Below are 22,783 nucleotides of genomic sequence, written 5' to 3' on the forward strand. Positions count from 1 at the left end.
TTTTCGTAGGCTTTCCGCCTTTCCTTTCATCTATGCGTTAGAAAAGCATATTATTCTAAAATAGAACGCTTGCATAATTTCCGGATTTGGTCTATACTTCGAATCGTAAACGTTGCAATCGATTGCATTAACATTTTGAGAGGAGTTTTAAAAATGAAGAAAATATTTACGTTCGATTTTTGGCAAAAATTCGGTAAGGCCTTGATGGTTGTCATCGCGGTCATGCCGGCAGCTGGTTTGATGATCAGTATCGGCAAGATGATCGCTATGTTCTCGGGGGATGTCCAATTGTTGCTGACAACGGCTGGGGTTATCGAAGACCTGGGCTGGGCTGTCATCGTCAACCTGCATATCCTGTTTGCCGTCGCCATCGGGGGATCTTGGGCGAAAGAGCGTGCCGGAGGAGCATTCGCCGCGTTGCTTGCCTTCATCCTGATCAACCGCACGACCGGTAAACTTTTCGCAGTAACCGGAGATATGTTGGCTACGGACGGCGCAACAACCAAGACGTTATTCGGTCAGGATATCCTGGTGAACGGCTACTTCACTAACGTTTTGGGCGCACCCGCTTTGAATATGGGGGTATTCGTCGGGATTATCGCCGGTTTTGTCGGTGCCGTTATCTTCAATAAGTATTACAACTATCGCAAACTGCCTGAAGCTTTGTCCTTCTTCAACGGCAAACGTTTCGTGCCTTTCGTCGTCATCGGTGGGTCCGTCGTTATTTCCCTTATCTTGGCAATCATCTGGCCAGTCGTTCAGACCGGCATCAATAATTTCGGGATTTGGATCGCCGACTCCGCGGATACAGCACCGATCTTGGCGCCGTTCGTATACGGTACACTGGAGCGTCTGTTGTTGCCTTTCGGTCTGCACCATATGCTGACGATTCCGATGAACTACACTTCTTTGGGCGGAACCTACACAATCTTGACGGGTGCTGCTGCAGGTTCGCAAGTGTTCGGCCAGGATCCGCTTTGGTTGGCTTGGGCCAGTGATTTGGTGAATTTGAACAACACTGGTGATACAACAGCCTACAGTGAGTTGCTGAACGCATTCACTCCGGCCCGCTTCAAAGTCGGCCAAATGATCGGGGCAGCCGGCAGCCTGATGGGCTTGGCGTACGCCATGTACCGCAACGTCGATGTCGACAAACGTCCGAAATACAAATCCATGTTCTTCTCGGCAGCCATTGCTGTTTTCCTGACAGGTGTAACCGAACCGCTTGAGTACATGTTCATGTTCGCTGCACCGCTGCTTTACGGTGTCTACGCAGTCCTGCAAGGGGTCGCTTTCGCCATGGCCGACATCATCAGCCTGCGCGTCCACTCCTTCGGTACGCTGGAATTCCTGACGCGCGTCCCGATGTCCCTGAAAGCCGGCTTGTGGCTGGATGTCGTCAACTACATCTGGGTGACGATCGCTTTCGCCGTCATTATGTACTTCGTCGCCAATTTCATGATCAAGCGCTTCAAATTCGCAACACCGGGACGTTTGGGCAACTATACGGACTTCGATGGTGAAGCTGAAGAAACGACTGCTTCCGCTGCGATTCCGGAAGGCGATGCTGGTGCATCCGACAACGACAAACTTGTTTGGAACATCATCAACGCATTCGGCGGCCAAGAAAACATCACAGAAGTCGATGCCTGCATGACGCGTCTGCGCGTCACAGTCAAAGACGAAGCGCAAGTGGCGGAAGACAAAAAATGGTCCACATTGGGCGCTCGCGGCGTCATCCGCAAAGGCAAAGGCATCCAAGTCGTGTACGGTCCTCAGGCAGATGTCCTGAAATCTGATATAATAGACTTACTTGGAAGATAGAAAGGTGTGGACCAAATGAAACTACTGACGTTGAATGCTTACAGCTGGGTCGATACGGACGACACAAGCTTTTATGCGCCCCTGATCAGCGACATTCTCGAAAACGGCTACGAGGCAATCGCCCTGCAGGAAGTGAATCAGCTCTCTTCGGCCCCGGTCATCAACGAACCGGAAGGCTACCACGCGACGCAGCAGGAGATCCCGATCAAGGAGAACAATTTTGCGTACTTTCTCGTGCAGGCGTTGGCCGAAAAAGGGCTCGCTTATCAGTGGTCCTGGGTGCCCTGCCACGTAGGCTACGACATCTACGATGAAGGCGTCGCCCTGTTGAGCAAAGCGCCGATTCAGTCAGTCACTCAGGTCCAACTTTCAGAAGTCAATGATTTCGAAAGCATCCACACCCGCCGCGCCTTGGTCGTCGAAACCGAAGCGGCCGCTTTCGCCTCCGTCCATCTGTCCTGGTGGAAAGACGAAGAAGAAAATCCGTTTTTGCGGGAGTGGGCTTCGGTTGAGACGGCTGTCAAAAAAATGCGCGGCAGCAAGCCCATCTACGTGATGGGCGACTTCAACAACCCGGCCGACGCCCGCAACGAAGGCTACGACCTGATTACGCACGCCGGTTGGCAGGATGCCTACACCGTTGCAGCTGTCCGTATCGGATCCGCGACCGTTCCGCCGGCAATCGCCGGCTGGGAAGGAAACGAAGTACCGCTGCGCATCGACTACATTTTCTCCGACCGCCCGCAAGCGGTCGAGACCTACGAAGTCAAGTTCGACGGGAATAAGTTGGCTTGCGTGTCGGATCATTATGGGGTCGCCGTCACGTATGCGTGACTATTAATGTTGAATAAAAGGAAAAAGCTGTCTCTTAGAGGCAGCTTTTTCTGGTTGGGGGCAGTTTTTGGTGGACTTGTCCGATAACGCTGGAGAATCGGACAACTAGGTACCCGATTCTGGCGGACTTGTCCGATAACTACAATGAATCAGACATCCAGGCACTCGGTCCTGTCGCACTTGTCTGATAACTACAATGAATCAGACATCCAGGCACTCGGTCCTGTCGCACTTGTCCGATAACTACAATGAATCGGACATCCAGGCACTCGATTCTGGCGTACTTGTCCGATAACTCCGAAGAATCGGACAACCAGGCACTCGATTCTGGCGTACTTGTCCGATAACTGCAATGAATCGGACAACCAGGTACCAGATTCAGGAGAAGGGGTGTTTGGCCGGAGTTCCGGCCGTGGAAGCAGCAGCTGCTGAACAATTCAAAAAGCTGGGCGCGAGGAATAAATAAATCATTCCTCACACCCAGCTCCGCAATCTTTATTTATCGCAGTATTTTTAGCGATAAACTACAGGATATTATTTTTTGGCCCATGGGAAAATCATTGGCACTCTTTTTGTATATTCTTCCCATGCAGCATATTTCTCCATATTTTTTTCTAGTAATGGCGTGGATACTTTGATTAGTACAGTACTCATTAAAATCGGTGAAATGACTAAAAAGGTATAATACAACGGGCTCAAAGAATTAGTGAAGAACAATGTAATCCCACTGGCGTATAATCCGATCCAAATCAAGATCTCTCCAAGATAGTTTGGATGACGTGTAATAGACCATAGTCCGGTTTGTAGTAGGGTTCGTGTGCCTTTACTGATGTGTCGTCTTAATTGTTCATCACCCACTACTTCAAAGAATAGGCCAACTAGTGCTACAAGCAAGGCAGCATAGACGAAATATTGATGAGAGGAACCAAAACTAAATTCGTTATATTTGATTACTGCATAGCTTGCAGATCCGACGATAAAGTTAATGATGCCTTGAATCATAAATACTCTAAAGAAGGCAATGACGACTACTTTATCGCCCCACTCTTTACGCCACTGTGCGTATCTGAAATCTTCGGGTTTCCCATAATTTCTTTTTAATAATCGCAATGATAACCTCAGACCCCACACACTAATAAATCCAACAATAAAATACGATAAAACAGTCGGATTTTCAGTCACAAGTAAGGTCAGCCAACTGCCAACTACAAAACCCATCCCCCAACCAATATCAACAATCGAGTTATTTTTAATCGCTGTTGCTATGAAAAAAATAATCGTGAAGTAAACAAAAGTAAAAATGAACGGAACAAGGAGTCCCCCCAAACCGAAGCTAGTAAACCCTTGTGTCGCTATGCCTAACGTCGCTAAAAACAATACCGAATAAATGACAATTCTTTTTTTATCCATAGTGCACCTCTTTCAAATGTTTCGCGTTTTCCCTGTTAAAAAATATAGACCTTTCAAAAAAATAACGCTTAAAACCAGACAAACAAACCCTGAATTTTTTCTGTTCTTTACTGAAAAAACAATAGCGTTATTCGCGTTTTCATAATTATATCAAACAGCCCTGACAATCAAAAATTTGAGCGCTTATTTCACTCTTTTTATTACCCTGAATTCCCGATCTGAAGACCTTCGATTTCGTCGGTTTTCTCCAGCCGTGATACCGGCTAGTGAAAAGCCTGTTAGTGAAGCTCATTTGCGGTCACCGCGGTAGCCGGTGATTGAAACCATGAATAACTTTGAGTTATTCATCTTTTTGGGCCGGATGCCGGCCGAAATCATGAATAAACGCGAGTTATCCATCTTTTTGGGCCGGATGCCGGCCGAAACCATGAATAAACGCAAGTTATTCATGGTTTTCGCACGACGAACTCGCCCCAGTCCCAAAAACGCAGGAGCCGCCCCAATTTTTCGGGGCGGCTCCTGCGTTTTTTGCATATAAAGACGTTCGATTTATCATATGGTGCAACGAAGCCGATTGCGCGCGCACCTGTTTTTTATCATTTATAAGTCGGCAGATAATCGCCATGGGCAGCGATCAATTCATCGACCATCGCTTTTATTTCTGAAATGGATAGTTCTGAACTCGCATGAGGGTCCAACAATGCCGCTTGATAGATTTTATCTTTTTCAAGTGTCATTGCAGCCTCAACTGTCAATTCCTGGACATTGATGTTTGTTCGATCCAATGCGGCCAATTGCGTAGGAAGATTACCTACATAGGTGGGTTGAACGCCATTTTTGTCCACCAAACAGGGAACTTCCACACAACAATTTTCCGGCAAGTTGGTGATCAGACCTTTATTCAAAACATTCCCGGCAATCACGGCTGGCGTCCCGGTTGTAATCGCATCCATAATATAAGAGGCATATTCGCGGCTTCTTGTATGTTCCAGCGAACCGTCATTGACGATCTCGTCTCTTTGAATTTCCCAGCGTTCGATTTGTTCAACGCATCTGCGTAAATATTCATCAATCGGGATCTGCAGTTGATCTATCAATTCCGGATAATTTTTCTTGATGAAGTAAGGATGGTACTCTGCGTTATGCTCGCTGGATTCTGTAATATAGTAGCCAAAATGTTTCATCAATTCAAAGCGCACAGAATCCTTGTGTAGATCAGCGATTTTTGAAGCCAGACTGCGGATTTCCGGGTAGAAATCTTTGCCGTTTCGGTTGATTTCCAACAGCCACGCCATATGGTTGATGCCGGCGATTTTCCATTGGAATTCATCCAGATTGTACTGATCTTTTATCCCCAGATGTTCGAACAGTTCCGGCACACAGACTTGGACACTGTGGCACAATCCGACTGTTTTGATCTTCGTCGCTTTCAGCATGCCCATCGTCAAAATCGCCATCGGATTGGTGTAGTTCAATAGCCAGGCATCCGGACAAACCTCTTCCATGTCTTTGGCGATATCAAACATGACGGGAAGTGTGCGCAATCCTCTGAAAATACCGCCGATACCGGTAGTGTCCCCGATCGTCTGCTGCAAGCCATATTTTTTCGGAATCTCAAAATCAATCACCGTGCTCGGTTTGTATCCGCCCACTTGAATCGCATTGATGACGAAATTCGCGCCTTTCAGAGCTTCTTTCCTGTCGCTGAAAGACTGTATGTTGGCGCGGTTTTGGTTCGAGTTTTTATTGATCGTCTGAAGCATCAATTCGGATTCTTTCAATCTTTTTTCATCAATATCGTATAATGCGATCTCTGCGTCTTGGAGACTTGGCGTCAACATCGCGTCCCGTCAACAACCCATGACTAAAGTCACGGGCTTGTGAGCCTCTTACGAGGCTCTGGTTTGTATACAGCGGACTACGCATCCATTGACACGCCCTTTAATCCTTGCGAGAGGAACTGTCAGGCACCAAGCGAACCTGTTTCTATGTTTAAGCAACCACCAATGATGGTGCCAACAATACTTCATCAATCCAACGGAGTCCATAATTGCGTAGGTTCAACCCGGCGTTATGGTCTCTGTCGTGCTGTTCATGGCAATTGGTACACGTCCATTCACGAGTGGAAATATCGCCCTTGAGGGCCGTGTTTTTGACGCCACAATCCGAACAGATTTGTGTGGAAGCAAAGCTTTTGGGGGCTTTCACGAAATATTTACCTTGTTGCTCAAGTTTGTACTTGAGATACAGGCGAAAGTTGCCGAATCCATTATCTTGTTGGTTTTTCGCCAACTTCAAGGTTTGTCCAAGCGCACGAAGGTCGAGATCTTCCACTACAACCATGTCATAACGATTTGCGAGGGTGTAGGCCTTTTTGTGGAGCCAGTCTTTCCGTTGGTTCGCAACTTTCGTATGGAGTTTCACTGCCACCAATCGCTGACGTTCCCATCGTTTAGAGCCTTGGACCATGCGGGATAGCTTGCGCTGTTCTGTTGCCAGACGTTCTTCCATAGCTCGATAGTAGTGTGGGTAATTGGCTTTCTTACCTTCACTATCTACGAAGAAATTGGCTTGTGAATAATCCAGCCCAAGAATGCATTCAGCAGTAGGGATACCAATGCTTTCGATTTCCATTTCAAACGCAACATTGATGGTCACCGCAAATCTTCCTTGAGAGTCCATTGTTATCGTTATATTCTGGATACGGCCGTCCTTCGGTAAGGGACGATGCGTGTTCAATTTGATTGCCACTCCTGACAATTTACTCTTTTGGGCAAGCGGGAGATGGAGAACGTTGTTCTCATCAATGAAGATATTGTCACTTTGGTTGAATGTGGTATAGCTCAGCTTACTGTTCTTGCGGGAATGGAATTTCGGCATCCCTTTAAGGTCGCGGAAAGTAGGCTCAATCCCAAGCGTTTTCTGACGTTTCAGTGCAGATTTCTTGAATTGTCCTTTGAACGCGTCCTTATTGAATAAATTCATTGCTTTCTTGAAATGCTGTTTTGCTTCGTTCGAAGCGAATGCATCCACTTCATACAGGTACTTGTTGCCATCGTCGTCCACTCGAACCTGCTTGAACTCTTTGACTGTTGGCATCCCCATTTCTTTGAAAGTAGGCAGCTTTTCACCGATGGTGTGCCCATTTTTTTCAAGGTACGCATACAAATGAGCTACGTGAAGGTTATACATCAATCTGTCTGCACCAAAACATTGACGGAAATAGCGTTCTGCTTCATCAGATGTTGGTGTTCCGCTGTACACATAACCACGATTAACTGTTTCTACTGACATTGATTTCACCTCCCCATATACACATTATACCGAAAGTACGTTCGCTTTTCCAAGCGATAGCCTATGGATTACAGCGCATTAAAACAAGGGGATCATTCATTTCAAGCAGTCAACTTTCGGGCTTTGAGGTGCCTCTGGCACCCCTAATCCCGAACGGCGATTCATCTCATGACTGAAGTCACGAGATGAATCGCCTAATTACTAAAACATTTCTTGCAAAAATTGTGCTTCCCGCACCAATAAAACAAATTTTAACCATATCCATGCTCCTTTTTCCATTTGATGTCTCCAGTATAGTTTATTCTCACTGAAACAAAAGTGCATGATTTTAGTTACAGGTTACAATTTTGTAGTTCTTATTTTTCGAGCTTATACCGGGTCGGAGAACTGTGGAACCGACTTTTGAAGGCCCGTGAAAAAGAGTGCCTGTTCTGGTATCCTACTGCGCTCGCTATTTCCTCAACCGACAATTCGGTTGTTTTCAACAGTTGGCTGGCTTTGTTCATACGGTACAGATTCAAATATTTCAGGGCGTTCAAGCCCAATTCCTCTTTGATCACTTGGCTGAAATAGGAAGGATGCAGGTACATCGATTTCGCAATTTCTTCGATCGTCAAATCCTCCCGATAATAATTATTTTCCACATACAATAAAAAGGCTTCACTGTATTTTGTCCTTTGGCTGGTTTGGACTTCCATTTCCATATTCCCATTATGGATTTTGAAGAACGAAAAAATGTCACAGAAAAGAGCCTGATTTACTAGTTTTTGAGAATCGTCAAAGAAATCGGATTGCATGAAATGCGCGAATTTCCCCTGCAACTCTTCTTCTGCGCCGACTTGGCCTATATAGTCTTTGACTCCGATGCCGTTCGTATGCAGGATTTCCTTCACCTTGCTGCCCGAAAAGCCTATCCAATAGTATTCCCAAGGATCTTCCGCATCCGCCTCATACTCGACCAGTTCATTCGGTCGGATCAGAAAAAAATCCCCCGCACCCAAGCGATGCGTTGTATCGTTCACGGTATATCTGCCCTTTCCACTAATCACAAAGTGCACGATGTAGTTGTCCCGCAATGAAGGGCAAAAGCGATGCTTGCTCTTGCATTTCTCGTATCCTACATTGAAAAAGAAGAAATCCGAGAAATAATATTCTTTAAAAAATAGATCCTTCAATAGTTTTTCACTCATAGGGTATCCTCTGTTGTCTGTTTATTTATGATACGGACTTTAAAACGATGGTCAGGAAACAGTTCTCTTTGCATAAGATCCGGTTTCGAGGGTGTCAGCCATCCATATATTTGTGCCAGTCTGTTTTGATGCTTATTTCACTATTATACCCTTCATTCCTGAAACAATATATCGTGGTCTCATTCAAACCTACTTCTGCACACAAACACAAGTGTACTCGTTCTTCTGTCAATATCGGATACTATAACTGGAAACAGCGCTTAAAGAAATAGAGTTTAAAACCATTTTCCTTGAGTGGGTAAAATGACATTTTTGTGGGTGGCACAAAAGCAGTGTCCAGAAAATGGGTTCATTTCTGGACACTGTATTTTTGGTATTGTTTTTCTTTAAAAGAGCTGAAATACGTGTCCATAAACCCGTTACAAATTCTATGTCCAATTAATCACCCTGGATAAAGTTATGGTACAACGAAATAAAAAAGAAGGTGATTTTTTGAAAATTGGATACGCACGTGTTTCTACTGGATTACAGAATTTGGATCTCCAGGAAGATAGTCTGGAAAAATTTGGCTGTGAGAAAGTTTTTACAGATCACATGAGTGGCGCAAAGAGTAATCGCCCAGGATTAGAAACAGCGATTGAATTTGTTCGTTCAGGGGATACACTCGTTGTTTGGAGATTAGATCGGCTTGGGCGAAATATGGAAGACTTGATTACGATCGTCAATCGTTTGAATAATCGAGGTGTTAGTTTTCACAGTTTACAAGAAAATATCACGATGGATAAATCAAGCTCGACCGGTCAATTAATGTTCCACCTGTTTGCAGCGTTTGCGGAATTTGAGCGGAATCTAATTCTGGAACGATCTGCAGCCGGACGTGCCGCTGCACGGGCACGAGGTAGGTTTGGTGGACGCCCAGAAAAGTTGAGTAAAAGTGACTTGGAACTAATGAAGACGTTAATCGATAATGGAACGCCTATTAAAACGATTGCCGAAAGATGGAATGTTTCCCGTACAACCATTTATCGTTATCTCAGCAAATTAGAGGAAAAGAATACGGAACAAGTGTGAGTGATTTGAAGCCTTATTCGCGAATCATTGCCCATAACATCAATTGGAATGAAGCTAAAGGAGAGATAACCATGTCAAAATTAGCGCTGACTGAAATCCAACACCAAAAAATGAAGAAACTACTAGACGATACCTATCCGATAGGAAAAATCATGATGGTGGACACCAGCGCAATTCCTCCTGAACTAGGAAGAGGAATCAAGCGTGTGCAAGATAAGCTTGAAGAGTTAAGAGAGGCAATAAGGACTGCAGGGGATATACTAAAAGAAACGGACACTTTCTATGGATTTTAAAACATATTCAGGCGTACATTAATATCAGTAAAAAATTTGATTTCACAATGTTTTATTTTCGGTTTACAGTTTTTTATTTTATTGGAAAATAGCTCCAGCCATTTGTTCCGGTGGAATTCCTAAGACCTTATGGAGAGTAACTTGTGACACAACAATCATCTGAAAATGGTAAAAACCAGCTAAAGACCGTGATATAACGGTTTTTAGCTGGTTTTTCTTTTGTAAACTATCCAATTCTCCAAGTCGGGATTATTTCAAAAATTCTCCATTGGAAGCAACCACTTTCTGATACCAATAAAAACTATCTTTTTTTATTCTCTTTAAACTACCATTTCCGTTATCATCCATATCAACATAAATAAATCCATACCGTTTTCGCATTTCTCCGGTTCCTGCTGAAACTATATCAATTGGTGCCCATGAAGTATATCCCATAACATTTACACCATCTATTTGAATAGCAGCTCTCATTTCTTTTATATGATTTCTAAAAAAGTCAATTCGATATTCATCATGTATTGTCCCATCGTCTTCAACTTTATCTATAGCTCCAATACCATTTTCAACAACCATCAATGGTAGTTGGTAACGATCATATAAGTTATTTAAAGTAATACGAAATCCTATTGGATCGATAGAAATCCCCCATTCCGTTGCAACTAAATATGGATTTATCTCTCCTAACTGTAGAGGATCTTTACTATTTTCTTCTATATCGCCTGATGAATTAATCATACTACGATAATAGCTAAGAGATATGAAATCAACTGTTCCTTGTTCAAGTATTTTTTTGTCGTCTTTATGCATATCTATCTTAATACCGTTACGTTCAAAGTATTTAATCTGATAATTAGGGTAGTATCCGCGACATTGAACATCTGAAAAAAAATATTGTCTGCTAGATTGTTGCCATGCTTCGTAAACATCTATAGGTTTGCATGTTTGGGGGTAAACTGTACACCGAGAAGCGGCTAACATACACCCAATTTGGAAATCTGAATTAATCTCATGACCTAATTTAACAGCCATAGCGCTAGCTAGGAATTGGTGGTGAGCAGCTTGCATAGTTGCTTGAATATCACTGGAACGTAACCCGGATGATAAAAATCCAAAAAATATATTATTTATTTCATTAAAAGTTATCCAATATTTAACTTTTTTTTCGAATCTTTTGAAAACTACCTCGCAATAATTCATGAAACATTTTATTGTTCTGCGATCTGCCCAAGCTCCCCATTTATTAGTTAATTCTAGAGGGACTTCAAAATGGTGAAGAGTTACCATTGGCTCAATCCCATATTTTAACAACTCATCAAATATATCATCATAAAATTTTAAGCCCGCTTCATTTGGTTCATCTTCAAGACCTGTTGGGAAAATCCGCGTCCACGAAATAGACATACGATATACTTTAAAACCAAGTTCCGCAAATAAAGCGATATCTTCTTTATAATGATTGTAGAAGTCCACTGCTCGATGTGATGGATAATCATATCCATCAAGCACTTTAATTTCAGCATCAAAAGGTAAGTCATTTATCATTATACCTCCTGTTTGATGTTCCGTTCCATCAGGCAAACGATAAGTAACTCCTCTTGGAGTATCTTTGGTCCCTTTTGTCATTACATCAGTATTTGCAATACCTCTACCGTTTTCTTGCCAACCACCTTCATATTGATTTGCTGCACTAGCTCCGCCCCATAAAAAATTCTCTTTCATAATTTACCTCCAATTCGTATTATTAAATGTGTTAATCTTCCTTGAAACCCATGAGCCATGTAAAAACAAATCCTAAAACAAATGCTAATAGAGCACATCCGACTGCAATATAAAAATTATTCATTGAGTCTCCACCAAGTGTAAAACTCAGTGTAAACAAATTAAATGAACCTAAGGAATATGCATGAACTTTGTATAGTCCAACAAAAAATCCTGTTACACCTGCTGCCGCACAGGATGCAATCAAAGGCCTTTTTAAAGGAAGTAGGACTCCATATAAGGCGGGCTCAGTTGCTGCTAGTAAGGCAGTCACAGATGTAGAAATCCCTAAAGATTTATTAGGTATCTTTTTTGACTTTACCCCCACTGCCAAGGCAGCTCCAGCCATTGCAAAGTTAGCTGCAAGAGCCCGAGATAATACATAAGTATATCCAAGTGTTGTTAATTCATTCACTAGTATAGGAGTGAAAAGAGAATGCATACCAAATATTACAGTAATCGGATGTAGAGCAGCCAATATAGCCATCGAAATAGGACCTAATTCCATTAATGCAAAAGACAGCTTGACAATAAGCGTCCCAACCAATGCTCCTAATGGGCCAAAAATAAAGAGGAGCAACGGAAGCATTACTAATATACTAAGCAGAGGTTTAAACATAAACACTAAATTCTTATGCAAATGATTTGATAAAAACTTATCTATGAAAGCTAATACTGGAGCCATCATTAGTACTGGGACAATAGCTCCTGCATAATTTACTTCCGGGATATTAACACCAAACATAGAAAGCGTTTCGGGACCACTAAAATATACAATCGTAGAGACTGTAATAAAGGCGGCTAAATAACTGTCTGTTTTCAGATAACGCGCCGCAGATATAGCAATCCATACTGGCAAATAAGTAAATGCAAGCTGCGCAAAACTACTCCATACAACAAACGTTCCACTATCTCTTGCTAGACCAAATTGTGCTGCAACAGCTAAAATAGCGTTAATCAATCCGGCACCAACAATTACTGTAATCGTTGGTGTAATACTTGCAGCTACGTAGCTCATAATAACTTGTACTATACTATTTTCTTTAGATTTATCTTCTGGACTATCGGTAGCTTTTTCTTCCTCTTTATCTTGAGTTAACAGTAAAGGCTCTACAGCATTAAATACTCTTTCAACCCCTCCTCCTATTACTATTTGAATTTGACCACCTCGATCAACAATCCCTAGAACCTCTTTTAAAGTTCTCAATCCATTTTCGTCAATCTTGGATTTGTCTTTTAGAACAAATCTTAATCTAGTAATACAATGTGTAACAGTTTTTATATTTCGAGCTCCTCCAACCTTCTCAACTATTTCCTTTGCTAGTTCTTTTTCGTTTTGCATAACTCTCTCTCCTTTTAAAATTATATTTAGAATACTGGTAATATAGTTTTCAAAAAAAATCTAACTATAAAAGACATAAATTTGTCTCTCATAGTTAGATTCTGCCTCTCTTTCAAGAGTAACACTTCTATTTCTCTACGAATATTAATATATTAAAACTCTTTGAATATGTATCGCTAAGTACGAGATTTCTTCATCGCTGATTTTACAGTCTACTTTCTTTTCAACAAATTCTGTTATTTTTTTTGAAATTTCATATGCTTTAGGGAAGCTATTTTTTATAGGTTGATTGAGATTATCTTGAGTTTTATGATCTTTCATCTGATAGATTCTTTTTACAAAGAATTTTACGTGTGTTGCCAATCTTTGATAAATTAAATCTTCTTCGTGAATCTCTTTATTGGTTTGATAAAAAATAATCTGAATGATATCATCTACTAATTGAACATACTTAATACTTTCTTGAATAGATGAATTTCCCATTTGAGCATTGATAATATGCAATGCAATACTAGCTACTTCATCATCGTTTAACGTTACTTCTAATTCATCCTCGAGTAATTCAACTATTTTTTTACTTACTCGATATTCTTCTGGATAAAAATTTTTTATTTCCCATTTCAAAGCATTTTTAAGTAACATCCCGTTCTGGGCTCTTTCTTTGAGAAAAGAGATATGATCCATTAAAGTAATATAAATACTATTGCTAATTTTGGTCTGTAAATTCTTTTGAATAAATTCAATTATTTCACAAGATAGATCAAAATAATTTTGTGGAATTGTCTCAAGTAATTCCTGAATAGAATTTTTTTCTCCAGAGAAAAAAATTCTATCTATTCTTTCTTCAGGAATCTCTTGATCTTTTTTTAAATCGAAAGCAATTCCCCGGCTGAATATCACATATTCCTTTCCATCGTTATCAACTGCTAAAACAGCGTTATTATTTAATACTTTTCTGAACCTCACATAAACACCCTCTTCCTTTATTTCCGCTATTTTAAAACAAAAAAACCAAATAGAAAGATGTGTTTTGTACAAACACTCTTCCAATCTGGTTATGCCTTTTCAGTAACACCCAATTTTGGATTATTCAATTGATTACGTTTTCATTATATGACAATCCTAAGGAATGTCAATGTTTATTTTTCACTTGGCTCTTAGATTATTCATATTTTTTCAGAAAACACCTTGAAACGTTGTGCTATTAACATATTTTTTATTTTTCTTTCACATCCAAAAGATATAAAAAATAATCCATCTGTTATGGTTAATGCACGACCAACAGCTGAGAGGTTTACTTACAGGTCCCTTTCCTAACATATTCACTATCTTTCCGTTCGGGCTTGAGTGGCTGCATCGGAATGGGATTGCGTTTCTCATCAGTCAACTGATAGGGTTTTTCGTCCATACAAATCACTGGATAGCGTTCATCAAATGGTAGCTTATAAATACTTATTGTGACGAGGTGTAATTAAGCTGAAAAATCTCTTAAAGCCTTGATATTACTGAATTCCTAAGAAATCCTCGTTATAAATTCCCGGGAATGCAGGTTCTATGCCTCAGAACTTATTTGAATTTTTCTTTTATTGCGAGTCAAAGTACTTTTACTGATTCCGGTCATTTTTTCTACCTCTTTATAATAATGATCCTTCAATAAGTTCATGGCCAGATTGATTTGTTGCTGATTGAATTTTTTTGGTCGCCCTTCCCGGAAATCGGGTTTCTGTTTAGCCAATTCCTTTCCCTCTTGCGTACGCTCCACAATCAGATCGCGTTCAAAATCCGCAAAAGCGCTGAAAATCGTGAAGATCAATCTTCCAGTGGACGTGTTTTCGATAATTCCTAAATTCAGCACGTTGATTCGAACGCCCTTCTCGAATAGGAGTTTAATCGTATTCAATGCGTCTTGCGTGCTGCGAGCGAAGCGGTCCAGCTTCGTTACAACAAACGTATCCCCTGTCTGGATTTCCTGAAGGAGTTTTTGAAACTCGGGACGATCACTTTTTGTTCCGGTAATTTTCTCGAAGTAGACTCGATCGCAGCGTTCCTCCTCGAGTTGACGCAGCTGTCCTTCCAAATCTTGCTGGCGGGTACTCACACGTGCATAGCCATATTTCATCTTTTTTCGCCTTCGCTTTTGAACATAAGTTATGACACCTTTGTATTCCCTGGTTTTATTAGAGCAAGGAAGCATAGTCAATACTCTTGAGTTTTGACTACGAATTTTATTTTCAAATTAAAATACCCTTTTCCATCTTATATACGAAAAGAGAGAGTTCATCTGATATAATTATATTATGTAGTTTATTTAGTAAAAAATACATTAGTATGAGGAGCTGACATGAAAAAATATATTAAAGATAATTGGAAATGGCTATCAAGCGGTTTTTTTGGACTCTTTATAATAATCCCTCTCTTGACTCAGATATTAATTAATATAGATACGATTAATAAAGGGTCGGACGACGGTTGGTTAGGCTTTTGGGGTGGATATTTAGGTGCTATTATTGGGATAGCTGGAGCAATTTTTGTAGTACAGATACAATTGAAGGAGGATAGGGAAGGTAGAGAGGTTGAAAAAATTGATAATACTTTCTTTAATTTACTAACACTACATAATGATCAAAAAAATACGCTAAACGACGATCGTATATTTGAAGAAATATATTCCGAATTTAATAAAGAACTAAAAAATCAGCTTTTAGAAGCAGGATTAGATTTTTTTTACTCAGAAAAGATATAATCAGTTCGATGTTGCAGGAATTCATAAGAGGATATAAAAATTATATTGAAAATAATGAACAATGCGTATCAGCTGAATTCTTAGAACGTTGGGAGAGGAGAAAAACAGGAGAAACCTTTTCCGATAGTTATCCAGTTACAGAGGATTCGAATTTATATAACGACCTCTGCTATGCATTAGAAGAAATCGGTAGTATAGAAAATTTTTTAAATGATATCGAGAATAAAAAAATAAATTGTTTTTCTCATACTGTCTTCGAAGGTGCATATGAAAAATTAGATAAGTATATTCGAGAATATAGGGCTTTTCATTCCGATATTCCAGAGAAATGGCTCCAGTTAAACGCCACATTGTACGAATATAAATCAGGGCATTTAAATTTATTATCTTTTGACAGAAAAAGACTAGGAATCGAACGTGCTATTAATAAACATTATAGTAGAATTGGTGCATACTTTAGAATTTTTCATAGGATAGTAAAATATATTAATGATAAAGTATCAGATGAAGAAATTAAAAAAGATTACTTAGGTTTTTTAAGAGCAACTATAAATGAAAAAGAGATGTTAGTTATATTTTATAATGCTGCGTATACAGAAAGGGGGAACGGATTGTTAAAGGAGATTCGTAAAACAACCTTTTTTGGAGAGCATGATGAATTAATGGAAGATTCTACCGTGCAGCATTTTAATCCTCACTCGATGTTATGGGAATCTGAGGACCTAAAAATTATGCGAGGGTTTGGTAATAAATAATATATAGAACACTGGCTTTAGTGCTAAGTCAGTTCAGATTCTGATTGACGTAGCCGCACATGAGCATAGCCTCCCTCATCTTTTCTCCTTCTACTCTGTATGTTTATTCGACACTCTAAATTTACATGAGGAGAGCGATAAATTCAACATAGTGTCGTGTCAGTTTTGGGTACACCTTAAATCGAAAGTAAAATATAAAGTACCTCTTTTCGATTTAAATCGAGGCAGTTATTTTTTCGTTTATCCAGATTCAACGTACTGAGACAACGAAACGAGGATCCGCCAGAATGCCCCGACAACGCTGTTGCTGCGGCTGCTGCGTTGATCAGCGACGAACAGGAAAACACTGTCTACGAACTCTCCGGAAAACCATTTACTCAGGAAGGAATCGCGTCAGCCCTCGAAAACTCCGAAAAGCCCAAAAGGCGCTCCGGCAAGAGCGCCTTTTTGCGTATGCACTTAACATTCCTATCCTTTGACGGATCCGGAAGTCACACCTTCCACGTAGAAGCGTTGCATGAAAATGAACAGGATCGTGATCGGGATGGCGATGAGCACGCAGCCGGCGGTGAATGCCATGAACAGCGAGTTGGCGGTCGTGCGGGTCATCATCGTGAAGAGGCCAATCGCTATCGTGTAGTTTGGGATGTTGTCGCCCATGATGATTTTTGCGAAGATGAAGTCCATCCACGGGCCCATGAAAGCCAGCAAAGACGTGTACACGATGATCGGCTTCGACAACGGTAAAGTGATTTTCGTGAAAATCTCCCATTTGTTCGCGCCGTCGATCATGGCCGATTCGTCCAGCGCCATCGGGATCGTATCGAAGAAGCCTTTGGCGATGTAGAAGCCCAGAGCGGAGCCGGCGGAATAGACCAGAATCAAAGCAAGCAAGCTTTCCGTCAGGTTCAGGGCTTTCAGGATGTAATAGACGGCGATCATGCTCATGAATCCGGGGAACATGTTCAGCACCAACGCGACTTTCAGGAATGGTTTGCGCATCTTGAAGCGCAGGCGCGACAGTGCGTAGGCCATTGCGATCGTGATGAAAGTCGACAGGATGCAGCTGATCACGGAAACGAACAGCGTGTTCAGGAACCAGCGTACAAACGGATAGTTCCCGGAAGTGTTCTGCAGCAGAATCCTGTAGTTTTCCAAAGTGAATGATTTTGGGATGATGTACGGTACGAACGCGCCGCCCTCTGCCCGGAAGCTGGTCAAAACGATCCATACGATAGGGAACAGCCAAATGACCGACAGTACAGCCAGGATGGCGTAGACCGCAGCCAGCGAATACCGCCGCTGCGCTTTGTATCCTGTTGTTTTCTTTGCTTTTGCCATTTTTTTAGCCCTCCTTGAATGAATTCGTTCTTGTGTAAGCAAGCAGACTGAATACTGCGGACAGGATGAAGATCAGGATGCCGATGACGGACGCCAAATTGTAGTCCATCGTGTTGACCGTCAAGTTGTACAGCCAGGTAACCAGCAAGTCCGTCGAACCCGCACCGTAGAAATCGGAATTCGAAGGTCCGCCGCCGGTCAACAGGAAAATGACATTGAAGTTGTTGATGTTGCCGATGAACTGTTGGATCAGAGCCGGCATCATCACGAACAAAATCTGCGGGAAAGTGATGTTGCGGAAAATCTGCAGCTTGTTCGCGCCGTCGATCCGCGCAGCCTCGATCTGATCCGTCGGCAGGTTTTGGATGATCCCCGTCGAAACCAGCATCGTTGCCGGAATACCGATCCACATGTTGACGACGATGACCGTGATCTTGGCCCAAATCGGATCCGTCAAAAACGGAATGGCGGAATCGATCAAACCGAGATTCAGCAACGTTGCGTTGATGGGACCTGCGCCATTCAAAAGATTGCGCATGACCAACAGCGAGATGAACTGCGGCACTGCCATCGTGATGACGAAAATCGTGCGCCAAACGCCTTTGAATTTCAAGCCTTTGGTATTGATCAGGAGCGCCAGCAGGATGCCGAATAAAAAGCAAGTGACAGTCGCAAGCGTCGCCCAGATCAGCGTCCAGCCCAAGACCGGGAAGAAGGTGTCTGCCATATTACCGGAAATGACGTTGCCGAAGTTCACAAAGCCGACCCACGTGAACAAGTTTTTCGGCGGCAGATGCGTGTGGTCATAGTTCGTGAAGGCAATCGAAATCATATAGAGCAACGGCAGGACTGTGAACAGCAATACGCCCAACAACGGAATCGTCATCAGGGTAAGGTAGAACCGTTCGTTCAGCAGACTCGCCAGATCATCCATCGTGCTCGGGATTGTTTTGCCCGCTTGCTTCAGTTCGTGGATATTCCGGGCGCTTTTCAGATTGATGATGTACAACCCAACAAGGAGCACACAAATCACAATGGCAGCAATGCCGAATAATAGCAGTAACATCGAGTTGTCGCCCTCTTGCAGCACTTCAATCCCTAAGCGTTCATCAAAAACGAGCCCTTGCCCCTGAGTACCCAACGTCGCCAACATGGACAGCGCCTGCAGTCCGTTGCGGATCAGCCAATAGAAGAAGGCGATCTGCGAAAACAGGAAAATCAAACCTTTTAAATATTGTTTATTGGCAAGATTGGCAGCTCCCATGACAACAAAGGAAAGTTTTGTTGCGACGTCCCCTTCTTTGAACAATTCCCGAAAGGTCATCTGCTGGCCGTAACTTTTTTTCTTGAACATGGCTTCCCCACTCACTTTCATGATTTAAATAAGAGGGACGAAAGATGCTTGATCTTTCGCCCTCCCTGCTCTAACTTATAAGAGAATATTTCATACATCTAAAATGATGTCTAGCTTCACGGGTTAGCCCTTCGGAAATTAGATAAATCGGTCCTATTGCGCTCTACGATGCTCAGTCGGACCGATTTCCTAAATTTCTTTCAGGGCTGAACGAACCCGTTCCGCTTTTCTTTTTTTTATTCTTTTTCTTCTTCAGGTTCTGTCACTTTGGATGTGTCTGTGACCAGTTTGTCCAGTTTATTCATGTATTCGTCTTCTGTGATGTTGCCTTTGTATGCATCATTGATGATGGCATCCATTGCTGGCCAGAACGAAACGATTTCCGGAACTTTAGGCATTACGACTGAATGAGTGGTTTGGGACATTTCCATGACCGCTTTTGCCACAACATCTTCTTGCACTTCCGCTGTTTCCTGAACAACTTTGTTCGATGGGATGACGCCCATTTCCTGGAATTCAGTCAATTGGGAAGTTTCGTTGGACAGGTAGTTCGCCAAAGCCATAGATGCTAAAGGAGCATCTGTCTGTTGGTTGACCGCAAACAATTTGACGCCCAAGAAAGCTTTCATTTGAACTTCGCCGCTGCCGAAATCGATTGTCGGATAAGCCGCAACACCCATGTTATCGCCCAATGCTTTGATGACATCATTTTTGGACCAAGGACCGGAAAGGAAAGCATCGGAAACGCCTGCTTCCAAATTTGCCAAAGCTTCAGCTCCGGACTGGATTACGCCTGGATTGTTCTTTTGGGCTGCGATCCATGCAAGTACTTCAGCACCTTTTTCGTCATTGAAATTAGTTCCGCTTGGATCTTCACCGTTTTCACCGTACAAGTAAAGACCGTTACTCATGAACAGCGGTCCAAAGATATAGTTGGCACCGGCTTCAGCAAAGTTTGTGCCGATTTTGCCTTTTTCCGACAAAGTCGTCCAGCTCTTCACATCGTCTTCAGTAAGTTTCGCTTTGTTATAGTAGAGAACTTGCGATTCGACGCCGTATGGGTAGCCATAAAGCTCGTCGTTCCAGGTTACGCCTTCCACTGCCGATTCCACGTTGTTCGCTTTTACTTCATCTGCGTATTTTGTGTTCGGGTACAACAGACCGGCTTCAGCCATTTGACCGACTTGGTCATGCGGCATCATGAAAACATCGGCAGCCGCTTTCGGATCTTTCGACACATCTTTTTTTGCATCCGCTGAGCTTCCTGCCGCCACTTCAACCGTAACTTCAGGGAATTCTTTTTCGAAGTCCGCGACGATACCTTTGAAGACTTCTACATGATCCGTATCCACCCACAATTTGACATCGCCTTCCACAACTACTTCCCCGGATGTGTTCTCAGCCGAGCCTGTATCGCTTGTATCAGCTGTGCCGCCGCATGCGCCCAAGATTAAAGCAGACGCCCCTAAAATTAAACCGCTTCCAAAATATTTTTTCCAATTTGTTCTCACTTTCGTGTCCCCCTTGAAATGAATTTCCTTTACAAATTAGATTATGCAACCGATTGCTTAAATAGTCAAGCGTTATTTCTCATAAAAAGAAAACGGTTTATCTTTGTGAGGAGTCCAATTGATTGTGAAAAGCTTAATTATATAGGTAAATCAAGGTTTTTCAACGAGCGGGAAACTAAGGGACACAATTTCTCATCCTGAAAATAAAATGCAACCGATTGCTAAAAGTTCTTGCAACCGATTATGCGATGTGCCACAATGTGGGAAAACAAAGAATGAAAAGGAGCCGATACTACTATGAATACTTCAGCGCTTTACCATCGTCCCGAAAGCGAGTTTGCCTATCTGTATGACCCAGAAACGATGCACGTCCGTCTGCGGACCGCCCGCGGAGACGTCCGGGAGATGGGTTTGCTTTACGGGGACCCTTATTTTTTGGACAAAGAGGAGTGGTTCCGCAAACCGCTTCAAATGATCAAAACACTTTCCACCGACCTTTACGATTACTGGTTCGTGCAAGTGAACGCACCTTTAAAACGCTTATCCTATGCGTTCGCCTTAACAGGCCATGACGGAATCTCCGTCTTCTATGGCGATCACGGTGTTTACCCATTAGAAGAAGAATATTTGCGGATGCCGAATAATTACTTCCGGATGCCCTTCTTCCATGAAGTCGATCGCTACAAAACACCTGAATGGGTCAAAGAAACCATTTGGTATCAGATTTTTCCGGAGCGTTTCGCCAATGGGGATCCTAGCAACGATCCGGAAGGCACGATGGCTTGGGGCTCGGAAGACCCGAACAGACAGAACTTCTTCGGCGGCGACCTGCAGGGGGTCATCGACAAGCTTGATTATTTGGAGGACCTGGGCATCAATGGGATTTATTTCTGCCCGATTTTCGAAGCTTCTTCCAACCATAAGTACGACACGATTGATTACCTGAAGATCGACCCGGCTTTTGGCGATGCCGAAACCTTCAGAAAACTCGTGGACGAATGCCACAAGCGCGGCATGAAAGTCATGCTGGATGCCGTCTTCAACCATATCGGCGATTCTTCTCCGCAATGGCAGGACGTGCTTAAAAATGGGGAAGATTCGAAATATGTCGATTGGTTCCATATCAATGAGTTCCCCGCTTCGTACAAGCGCGGCGAAAATTATGAAGATGCCTATGATATCACCTATGATGTTTTTGCCGCCAACCCGCATATGCCGAAACTGAATACGGCCAATCCGGAAGTTCAGGATTATCTGCTGAACATCGCCCGTTATTGGATAGAAGCCTTCGACATCGATGCCTGGCGCTTGGATGTCGCGAACGAAGTCGACCACGCTTTTTGGAAAAAATTCCGGATCGTCTGCGATGAAGCCAAAAAAGATTTCTATATTCTCGGCGAGATTTGGCACTCTTCCCAAAACTGGCTGCAGGGAGACGAATTCCATGCAGTCATGAACTACGCCTTCACCGATGCGATCATGGGCTATTTTGTGAAGAATGAACTATCATTGAGTAAAATGGTGTCGGAAATGAACAACCAGCTGATGCTCTACCGCGATCAGACAAACCAGATGCAGTTCAACATTTTGGATTCCCATGATACGCCACGCCTTTTGACGGAAGCCAACGAGGACAAAGACATCATGAAACAAGCGATGGCGTTCACTTATATCCAGCCTGGGGTCCCATGCCTGTACTATGGAGATGAAATCGGCTTGACCGGCGGAATGGACCCGGATTGCCGCAAGTGCATGGTCTGGGAAGAGGAAAAACAGGACCGCAACCTGCATCAATTCGTGAAAAATCTGAACGGCATCCGCAAAGGACAGCAAAAAATCCTTTCGGAAGGCACTGTTTATTGGCGGCAAGTATCTGAAGAATCCGGCGTGATCATTTTTGAACGCATGCTGGGCGGCGAGGTCATACGCGGTGCCTTCAATACCGGCGAACATACGGCAAGGGTCGAGTTGATCGGGGAGGCCTTGTTTTCGAACCTTGCGGACGTATCGGACGGCTCGGTCGAATTGGAACGCAAAGGTTTTGTGTTGATGAAAGAATGATT

At 42.8% G+C, this 22,783-nt stretch carries 19 protein-coding genes; 7 read left to right on the forward strand and 12 right to left on the reverse strand.

Features of this window, described 5'->3' with window-relative positions; genetic code table 11:
- Positions 1 to 153 precede the first annotated feature (153 nt).
- A complete protein-coding gene (locus C8U37_RS03630) occupies positions 154 to 1,824 on the forward strand; it encodes a PTS transporter subunit IIBC (protein ID WP_108031915.1) in 1,671 nt (556 codons plus the stop codon).
- Positions 1,825 to 1,839: 15 nt separating this feature from the next.
- Positions 1,840 to 2,658: an endonuclease/exonuclease/phosphatase family protein gene (locus C8U37_RS03635; protein ID WP_146161801.1), complete on the forward strand. Its 819-nt coding sequence runs from the start codon at positions 1,840 to 1,842 to the stop codon at positions 2,656 to 2,658.
- A 534-nt stretch (positions 2,659 to 3,192) separates the two neighbouring features.
- On the opposite strand, the gene C8U37_RS03640 is transcribed toward C8U37_RS03635, so the two are convergent.
- The 5 genes from C8U37_RS03640 to C8U37_RS03660 all read right to left on the reverse strand — a co-directional run bounded on the left by C8U37_RS03640 (position 3,193) and on the right by C8U37_RS03660 (position 8,552).
- Complete coding sequence (locus C8U37_RS03640; protein ID WP_108031917.1) at positions 3,193 to 4,068, reverse strand: DUF1295 domain-containing protein; 876 nt, start codon at positions 4,066 to 4,068, stop codon at positions 3,193 to 3,195.
- Between the two features lie 288 nt (positions 4,069 to 4,356).
- Positions 4,357 to 4,602 (reverse strand): hypothetical protein, encoded by a 246-nt coding sequence (locus C8U37_RS03645; protein WP_108031918.1) that lies wholly within the window; start codon positions 4,600 to 4,602, stop codon positions 4,357 to 4,359.
- Between the two features lie 62 nt (positions 4,603 to 4,664).
- Positions 4,665 to 5,909 (reverse strand): alpha-glucosidase/alpha-galactosidase, encoded by a 1,245-nt coding sequence (melA, locus tag C8U37_RS03650; protein ID WP_108031919.1) that lies wholly within the window; start codon positions 5,907 to 5,909, stop codon positions 4,665 to 4,667.
- Between the two features lie 151 nt (positions 5,910 to 6,060).
- Complete coding sequence (locus tag C8U37_RS03655; RefSeq protein ID WP_108031920.1) at positions 6,061 to 7,362, reverse strand: RNA-guided endonuclease InsQ/TnpB family protein; 1,302 nt, start codon at positions 7,360 to 7,362, stop codon at positions 6,061 to 6,063.
- A 356-nt stretch (positions 7,363 to 7,718) separates the two neighbouring features.
- The gene (locus tag C8U37_RS03660) at positions 7,719 to 8,552 is read right to left on the reverse strand and encodes an AraC family transcriptional regulator (protein ID WP_108031921.1); all 834 of its coding nucleotides are present in this window, start codon (positions 8,550 to 8,552) and stop codon (positions 7,719 to 7,721) included.
- Positions 8,553 to 9,011: 459 nt separating this feature from the next.
- Between C8U37_RS03660 and C8U37_RS03665 the strand changes: the two genes are divergently transcribed.
- Both C8U37_RS03665 and C8U37_RS03670 read left to right on the forward strand, forming a co-directional pair.
- Positions 9,012 to 9,623 carry a recombinase family protein gene (locus C8U37_RS03665; protein WP_211306116.1) on the forward strand — a complete coding sequence of 204 codons (612 nt, stop codon included), beginning with the start codon at positions 9,012 to 9,014 and terminating at the stop codon, positions 9,621 to 9,623.
- Positions 9,624 to 9,694: 71 nt separating this feature from the next.
- Positions 9,695 to 9,916 (forward strand): hypothetical protein, encoded by a 222-nt coding sequence (locus C8U37_RS03670; RefSeq protein WP_108031923.1) that lies wholly within the window; start codon positions 9,695 to 9,697, stop codon positions 9,914 to 9,916.
- A gap of 249 nt (positions 9,917 to 10,165) precedes the next feature.
- On the opposite strand, the gene C8U37_RS03675 is transcribed toward C8U37_RS03670, so the two are convergent.
- The 4 genes from C8U37_RS03675 to C8U37_RS03690 form a co-directional block, all read right to left on the reverse strand.
- On the reverse strand, positions 10,166 to 11,635 hold the full coding sequence (locus tag C8U37_RS03675; RefSeq protein WP_108031924.1) for a family 1 glycosylhydrolase: 1,470 nt from the start codon (positions 11,633 to 11,635) through the stop codon (positions 10,166 to 10,168).
- Between the two features lie 31 nt (positions 11,636 to 11,666).
- Entirely contained in the window at positions 11,667 to 13,016 is a 1,350-nt protein-coding gene (locus C8U37_RS03680; RefSeq protein ID WP_108031925.1) for a PTS transporter subunit EIIC, read from the reverse strand.
- Between the two features lie 144 nt (positions 13,017 to 13,160).
- Positions 13,161 to 14,054 carry a PRD domain-containing protein gene (locus C8U37_RS03685; RefSeq protein ID WP_170100179.1) on the reverse strand — a complete coding sequence of 298 codons (894 nt, stop codon included), beginning with the start codon at positions 14,052 to 14,054 and terminating at the stop codon, positions 13,161 to 13,163.
- 514 nt (positions 14,055 to 14,568) lie between these two features.
- Complete coding sequence (locus C8U37_RS03690) at positions 14,569 to 15,135, reverse strand: recombinase family protein (protein WP_108031927.1); 567 nt, start codon at positions 15,133 to 15,135, stop codon at positions 14,569 to 14,571.
- A 222-nt stretch (positions 15,136 to 15,357) separates the two neighbouring features.
- Here C8U37_RS03690 and C8U37_RS03695 point away from each other — a divergent pair, with 222 nt between their 5' ends.
- Both C8U37_RS03695 and C8U37_RS03700 read left to right on the forward strand, forming a co-directional pair.
- Entirely contained in the window at positions 15,358 to 15,759 is a 402-nt protein-coding gene (locus C8U37_RS03695; RefSeq protein WP_108031928.1) for a hypothetical protein, read from the forward strand.
- 8 nt (positions 15,760 to 15,767) lie between these two features.
- Positions 15,768 to 16,514: a putative phage abortive infection protein gene (locus C8U37_RS03700; protein ID WP_108031929.1), complete on the forward strand. Its 747-nt coding sequence runs from the start codon at positions 15,768 to 15,770 to the stop codon at positions 16,512 to 16,514.
- A 468-nt stretch (positions 16,515 to 16,982) separates the two neighbouring features.
- Here C8U37_RS03700 and C8U37_RS03705 read toward each other — a convergent pair whose 3' ends face one another.
- From C8U37_RS03705 to C8U37_RS03715, 3 genes are all read right to left on the reverse strand, one after another.
- Positions 16,983 to 17,855: a sugar ABC transporter permease gene (locus C8U37_RS03705; RefSeq protein WP_108031930.1), complete on the reverse strand. Its 873-nt coding sequence runs from the start codon at positions 17,853 to 17,855 to the stop codon at positions 16,983 to 16,985.
- A 4-nt stretch (positions 17,856 to 17,859) separates the two neighbouring features.
- Positions 17,860 to 19,209, reverse strand: coding sequence for a carbohydrate ABC transporter permease (locus C8U37_RS03710; RefSeq protein ID WP_108031931.1), 1,350 nt, complete (start codon positions 19,207 to 19,209; stop codon positions 17,860 to 17,862).
- A gap of 236 nt (positions 19,210 to 19,445) precedes the next feature.
- Positions 19,446 to 20,720 carry an extracellular solute-binding protein gene (locus C8U37_RS03715; RefSeq protein WP_108031932.1) on the reverse strand — a complete coding sequence of 425 codons (1,275 nt, stop codon included), beginning with the start codon at positions 20,718 to 20,720 and terminating at the stop codon, positions 19,446 to 19,448.
- 297 nt (positions 20,721 to 21,017) lie between these two features.
- On the opposite strand from C8U37_RS03715, the gene C8U37_RS03720 reads away from it, so the two are divergent.
- Positions 21,018 to 22,781 carry a glycoside hydrolase family 13 protein gene (locus C8U37_RS03720; protein WP_108031933.1) on the forward strand — a complete coding sequence of 588 codons (1,764 nt, stop codon included), beginning with the start codon at positions 21,018 to 21,020 and terminating at the stop codon, positions 22,779 to 22,781.
- Positions 22,782 to 22,783 lie beyond the last annotated feature (2 nt).

The organism is Trichococcus patagoniensis (assembly GCF_003051085.1).
Taxonomy (GTDB): domain Bacteria; phylum Bacillota; class Bacilli; order Lactobacillales; family Aerococcaceae; genus Trichococcus; species Trichococcus patagoniensis.

Bases quoted from the DNA above. Each gene is read 5' to 3' on its own strand.
- C8U37_RS03630 (WP_108031915.1), top strand. From the start codon at position 154: ATGAAGAAAATATTTACGTTCGATTTTTGGCAAAAATTCGGTAAGGCC.
- C8U37_RS03635 (WP_146161801.1), top strand. From the start codon at position 1,840: ATGAAACTACTGACGTTGAATGCTTACAGCTGGGTCGATACGGACGAC.
- C8U37_RS03640 (WP_108031917.1), bottom strand. From the start codon at position 4,068: ATGGATAAAAAAAGAATTGTCATTTATTCGGTATTGTTTTTAGCGACG.
- C8U37_RS03645 (WP_108031918.1), bottom strand. From the start codon at position 4,602: ATGCAAAAAACGCAGGAGCCGCCCCGAAAAATTGGGGCGGCTCCTGCG.
- melA (WP_108031919.1), bottom strand. From the start codon at position 5,909: ATGTTGACGCCAAGTCTCCAAGACGCAGAGATCGCATTATACGATATT.
- C8U37_RS03655 (WP_108031920.1), bottom strand. From the start codon at position 7,362: ATGTCAGTAGAAACAGTTAATCGTGGTTATGTGTACAGCGGAACACCA.
- C8U37_RS03660 (WP_108031921.1), bottom strand. From the start codon at position 8,552: ATGAGTGAAAAACTATTGAAGGATCTATTTTTTAAAGAATATTATTTC.
- C8U37_RS03665 (WP_211306116.1), top strand. From the start codon at position 9,012: ATGGTACAACGAAATAAAAAAGAAGGTGATTTTTTGAAAATTGGATAC.
- C8U37_RS03670 (WP_108031923.1), top strand. From the start codon at position 9,695: ATGTCAAAATTAGCGCTGACTGAAATCCAACACCAAAAAATGAAGAAA.
- C8U37_RS03675 (WP_108031924.1), bottom strand. From the start codon at position 11,635: ATGAAAGAGAATTTTTTATGGGGCGGAGCTAGTGCAGCAAATCAATAT.
- C8U37_RS03680 (WP_108031925.1), bottom strand. From the start codon at position 13,016: ATGCAAAACGAAAAAGAACTAGCAAAGGAAATAGTTGAGAAGGTTGGA.
- C8U37_RS03690 (WP_108031927.1), bottom strand. From the start codon at position 15,135: ATGAAATATGGCTATGCACGTGTGAGTACCCGCCAGCAAGATTTGGAA.
- C8U37_RS03695 (WP_108031928.1), top strand. From the start codon at position 15,358: ATGAAAAAATATATTAAAGATAATTGGAAATGGCTATCAAGCGGTTTT.
- C8U37_RS03700 (WP_108031929.1), top strand. From the start codon at position 15,768: ATGTTGCAGGAATTCATAAGAGGATATAAAAATTATATTGAAAATAAT.
- C8U37_RS03705 (WP_108031930.1), bottom strand. From the start codon at position 17,855: ATGGCAAAAGCAAAGAAAACAACAGGATACAAAGCGCAGCGGCGGTAT.
- C8U37_RS03710 (WP_108031931.1), bottom strand. From the start codon at position 19,209: ATGTTCAAGAAAAAAAGTTACGGCCAGCAGATGACCTTTCGGGAATTG.
- C8U37_RS03720 (WP_108031933.1), top strand. From the start codon at position 21,018: ATGAATACTTCAGCGCTTTACCATCGTCCCGAAAGCGAGTTTGCCTAT.